The following is a 3,980-nucleotide window of genomic DNA, read 5'->3' on the forward strand; positions in this document are numbered from 1 at the left end:
CCAGGGCGTACTTCGAGCTGACCTTGTCGAGCAGGTCGTCGATCGGGGGGTTCGTGATGCCTTCGAGCTGCGGGCTCGTCGGGTCACCCAGTGCGCCCAACTCGGTGGGGGTGATCACTCGTGTTTCTCCAGCTGGTCAGATGAATTGTCGACAACCAAGGTTAGCAACTCGGTGGCGGCGCTCTTCACGTCGGTGTTGACGACCACCGCGTCGAACTCGTCCTTGGCCGCCAGCTCCTCGCGAGCTGTGCGCAGCCGGCGCTCGACGATCTCCGGCGACTCGGTCCCGCGGCCGACGAGGCGCTCGACCAGCGCCTCCCAGCTGGGCGGGCACAGGAACACCAGATACGCCTCCGGCATCGTCCGGCGCAGCGCCCGGGCGCCCTGCAGGTCGACCTCGACCAGTGCCGGCTTGCCGGCGGCGAGGCGGGCCTCGATGGGCGCGCGGGGGGTGCCGGAACGATGCGTGCCGCGGTGGATGTTCGCCCACTCCAGCAGCTCGCCACCCGCGATCATGCGGTCGAACTCGGCGGGGGTCACGAAGTTGTAGTCCACGCCGTCCTGCTCCCCCGGCCGTTGTTCGCGTGTCGTCGCCGAGACGCTGAACCACAGGTCGGGGTACTGCGCGCGGAGCTCGTGCACCACGCTGGACTTACCGACGCCGGAGGGGCCGGCCAAAACAACCAGCCGGCCCCTCCGGGTCTCACTCTGCGTGCGACTCACTCGCCGCTGAACTCGGCGAGCAGCGCCTTGCGCTGGCGCTCACCAAGGCCGCGCAGCCGGCGGCTCGGAGCGATCTCCAGACGCTCGATGATCTGCTGGGCACGCACCTTGCCGACGCCCGGCAGGGCCTCGAGCAGTGCGGTGACCTTCATCTTGCCCAGGACCTCATCGTTGTCAGCCTTGGCGAGCACGTCCTTGAGGGTGGTGCCGCCTCGCTTCAAGCGCTCCTTGAGCTCAGCTCGGGCGCGACGGGCGGCAGCCGCCTTCTCCAGCGCTGCGGCCCGCTGCTCCTCGGTCAGCTGGGGAAGGGCCACGATTTCCTCCGGGGGGTGGGGTGTTTCTGCGGATCGGTGCCGCGACGTTACCGAGGTCGGGGCGGTCACGACAACGCGGGTCCACCTTAGTGCACAACGTAGCGTTGACCAGAGCAGTGGTATACCGAGCGTAGCGACCAATGCCCGGACCTGCGGTAACCAGACGCCAGACCTTGATCATCTCGGTGCTCTGCGGTAAAAGGGAGCCGAATTCGGACCGTGCGACGATGTTGCGAACCGACGGAAGGCCAAATGCCTCGCCGGCGGTCGGTTACTGCGAAAATTCCTCCGATATTGCACGCGTACTTTGTCCGTTTCTCGCGCGCGTAGGGAACGCAGCCCCCACCCTCTCCGGGGGCACCCCATGGCTCCAGTCTACCAACGAAATGCCTGGTCAACGGGTATGAGCGCGGCTTGTGGACAAGTTGGGGCCGCGAATGGCGGATTCGGTCCGCCGAATGTCGCTCTGCGGCTACCGCGGGTGGCGGACCGACACCGCGTCCCGCACGCGCAGGGCGGCGGCGCGCAGCGCGGGGACCTCCGGACCGTGCCGCAGGATCTCCCGTGACGAGCTCGGCAGCACGTGCCGCAGGTTCGGCCCGAACACCGTCCGCAGATCGTCCACCGTGCCGCCCTGGGCGCCGAACCCGGGCGCGAGGATCGGCCCGTTGAGCGCCGACAGGTCCAGCTCCGTGTCGCCGACGGTCGCCCCGATGACGAGCCCGACACGCCCGAGCGGGCTGGCCCCAGCATTGCGTTCCGCGGCCTGGTCGACGATCTCCTGGGCCAGCGTGCGGCCCGCCGCGGTCGTGGCGCGCTGGACGGTCGTGCCCTCCTTGTTCGAGGTCAGGGCCAGTACGAACACCCCGCGCCCGGTCTGTTCGGCGAGATCCAGCGCCGGGTCGAGTGAGCCGAAACCCAGGTACGGCGAGAGGGTCACCGCGTCGGCCGCGAGCGGCGCGTCGTCGGCCAGGTACGCGGCTGCGTAGGCGGCCATCGTCGAGCCGATGTCGCCGCGCTTCACGTCGAGGAGGACGAGCGCGCCGGCCTCGCGGGTGGCTGCGGTCAGCCGCTCCAGCACCGCGATCCCGGCCGATCCGTAGGCCTCGAAGAAAGCCGACTGCGGTTTGAGCACCGCAACGTCGCCGCCGAACGCGTCGACGCACGTCATCGCGAACCGCTCGACGCCCGCCGCGGACAGCGGCAGCCCCCACGCCTCCAGCAGCGAGGGATGCGGGTCGATGCCTACGCAGAGTGGTCCTCGACGGGAGACGGAGGCCGTCAACCGCGCACCGAAAGCCGAGTTCATCGCGCTCCCCGGCAAAATCTGGGCTGGACGGCCTCACCCACCGACGCCCATTCGGCGTAGTCGCCTGAAGGCCATTTGGCGGTCATCGGGTACTCCGGAGAGTCGTCTGCAGTGACTGCAGTGACTCGACGCCGATGTCCTGCCGGATCAGCGCCTCGATGCCGTGGACCGCGGCCGCGGCGCCCTGGATCGTCGTCACGCACGGGATGTCACGGGACACGGCCGCCGTGCGGATCTCGTACCCGTCCACGCGCGGGCCCGGGTTGCCGTACGGAGTGTTGATCACCATGTCCACCCCGCCGTCGCGGATGATCTCCACGATGTTCGGCTCGGAGTTCCGCGGGGTCTCGAAGTGCTTGCGCACCTCGGTGCACGGGATTCCGTTGCGCCGCAGCACTTCCGCGGTGCCGGCCGTCGCCAGGACCTCGAAACCGAGGTCCGCCAGGCGTTTCACCGGGAACACCATCGCCCGCTTGTCGCGGTTGGCCACCGAGACGAACACGCGGCCGGACGTCGGCAGCGAACCGTAGGACGCCGTCTGCGACTTCGCGAACGCCTTGCCGAACGAGGCGTCGATGCCCATCACCTCGCCCGTCGACTTCATTTCCGGGCCCAGCAACGAATCCACGCCGTGTCCCTCCGGCGTGCGGAACCGGTGGAACGGCAGCACCGCCTCCTTCACGGCGACCGGCGAGGTCGGCGGCAGGTCCGCCCCGTCCCCGGCCGCCGGCAGCAGGCCCTCGGCGCGCAGCTCCGAAATGGACGCTCCGAGCATGATCCGCGCGGCCGCCTTCGCCAGGGGCGACGCGGTCGCCTTCGACACGAACGGCACCGTCCGCGACGCGCGCGGGTTCGCCTCGAGCACGTACAGCACGTCGTCCTTCAGCGCGTACTGCACGTTCAGCAGCCCACGCACGCCGATCCCGTGCGCGATCGCGGCCGTCGACCGGCGGATCGCCCCGAGGTCGGTCCGGCCGAGCGTGATCGGCGGCAGCGCGCAGGAGGAGTCGCCGGAGTGGATGCCCGCCTCCTCGATGTGCTCCATGACGCCGCCGAGGAACACGTCCTGCCCGTCGCACAAGGCATCCACGTCGATCTCGATCGCGTCGTCCAGGAACCGGTCCACGAGCACCGGGTGCTCCGGCGTGACCTCCGTGGCGCGCGCGATGTAGCCGGCCAGCGAGTCCTCGTCGTACACGATCTCCATACCGCGGCCACCAAGCACATAGGACGGTCGCACGAGTACCGGGTAGCCGATCTCGTCCGCGATCCGCTTCGCGCCGGCGAACGAGGTCGCCGTGCCGTACTGCGGTGCGGGCAGCCCCGCGGACGTCAGCACCTCGCCGAACGCGCCCCGGTCCTCGGCGAGGTGGATGGCCCCCGGTGGCGTGCCGACGACCGGCACGCCCGCGTCCGCGAGCCGGCGCGCCAGGCCGAGCGGGGTCTGGCCGCCCAGCTGCACGATCACGCCCGCGACCGTGCCGGAGCGCTGCTCGGCGTGGACCACCTCGAGCACGTCCTCGAACGTCAGCGGCTCGAAGTACAGGCGATCAGAGGTGTCGTAGTCGGTCGAGACCGTCTCCGGGTTGCAGTTGACCATCACGGCCTCGAACCCGGCCGTCCGCAGCGCCATC

At 69.9% G+C, this 3,980-nt stretch carries 5 protein-coding genes; all 5 read right to left on the minus strand.

All coding sequences use genetic code 11. The features are described from left to right. Nucleotides 1-118, minus strand: a 118-nt coding sequence (gene rpoZ / locus VH969_RS14945; protein ID WP_414638513.1) for a DNA-directed RNA polymerase subunit omega, incomplete at its 3' end; no start/stop codon positions are given. After that, nucleotides 115-723, minus strand: a complete 609-nt coding sequence (gene gmk, locus VH969_RS14950) for a guanylate kinase (RefSeq protein ID WP_331974409.1) — start codon at nucleotides 721-723, stop codon at nucleotides 115-117. The genes gmk and rpoZ, both read right to left, overlap by 4 nt. Further along, nucleotides 720-1,037, minus strand: a complete 318-nt coding sequence (gene mihF / locus VH969_RS14955) for an integration host factor, actinobacterial type (RefSeq protein ID WP_331974411.1) — start codon at nucleotides 1,035-1,037, stop codon at nucleotides 720-722. The genes gmk and mihF overlap by 4 nt, the downstream gene beginning before the upstream one ends. A gap of 472 nt (nucleotides 1,038-1,509) precedes the next feature. After that, on the minus strand, nucleotides 1,510-2,346 hold the full coding sequence (gene pyrF / locus VH969_RS14960) for an orotidine-5'-phosphate decarboxylase (RefSeq protein ID WP_331974413.1): 837 nt from the start codon (nucleotides 2,344-2,346) through the stop codon (nucleotides 1,510-1,512). A gap of 82 nt (nucleotides 2,347-2,428) precedes the next feature. After that, the coding region (gene carB / locus VH969_RS14965) for a carbamoyl-phosphate synthase large subunit (protein WP_331974415.1) at nucleotides 2,429-3,980 on the minus strand (1,552 nt) is incomplete at its 5' end.

The organism is Actinophytocola sp., from assembly GCF_036555685.1.
Classification (GTDB): Bacteria; Actinomycetota; Actinomycetes; order Mycobacteriales; family Pseudonocardiaceae; genus Actinophytocola.

Bases quoted from the DNA above. Each gene is read 5' to 3' on its own strand.
- pyrF (WP_331974413.1), bottom strand. From the start codon at position 2,346: ATGAACTCGGCTTTCGGTGCGCGGTTGACGGCCTCCGTCTCCCGTCGA.